This is a genomic window from Corynebacterium pilbarense (genome assembly GCF_026930265.1).
Taxonomy (GTDB): Bacteria; Actinomycetota; Actinomycetes; order Mycobacteriales; family Mycobacteriaceae; genus Corynebacterium; species Corynebacterium pilbarense.
The window spans coordinates 1-651 of sequence record NZ_JANRML010000099.1; the positions used below are offsets into that span (position 1 = coordinate 1).

The following is a 651-nucleotide window of genomic DNA, read 5'->3' on the forward strand; positions in this document are numbered from 1 at the left end:
CATGTCACCTACTGTCGAGGCTTCCTGCAAATTATGAACAACAACTCTGTTTGTTGCAATTAAACGTGGACAGTTCCTCCTTCGATGAGGCTCTCCACACTCCCAACACTTTAATGGCTCGTGGGAGTTGTCCCCAAACTTCTTCGTTCCCAGGTTTACCGGTTTACTGCTACCTTGCGTATTCAGATGATTGGAGTGAAAATCCTTCATTGGGAAACTTTTTGCTTCATTCCAATAAGGAGTTGGTTGCTATCCCTTCTTCTGCTGGTTCATTCAATCTTACTTCTTATCCTTCCAGGTCTTGGGAAACTCTTCTTGTTGTTTATACTGGTCATAGCACATTCGTGCTTTCATGAATACCTCACTCAAGGATTTGGGGTTGTCAAACTCAATTATGTCCCTGTAGGACTATGGTAAACAGCTTAAGAATCGTTGGATTTTTACCTTATCCTCCTGGATGTATGGTACGAACCTTAGTAGTTCTGGAAATTTATTTATCAGGTCTTCCATTATCATCTGTCCAAGTAATAACTCGTAAAATTCATTCGTATTCCTTTCATAATAGCTTTCAGAAAGGTATTGTTTCTTGAAACACTTTTTAAAATCAGACCATTCCAACTCTTTCTCCTTTAGGCCTTTGGCCAATTTTAG

General features: G+C 39.8%; 1 protein-coding gene. It reads right to left on the bottom strand.

Annotation, left to right across the window (positions count from 1 at the left end):
- Positions 1-408: 408 nt before the first annotated feature.
- On the bottom strand, positions 409-651 hold a 243-nt coding region (locus tag NUW87_RS11455), incomplete at its 5' end, for a hypothetical protein (RefSeq protein ID WP_269028653.1).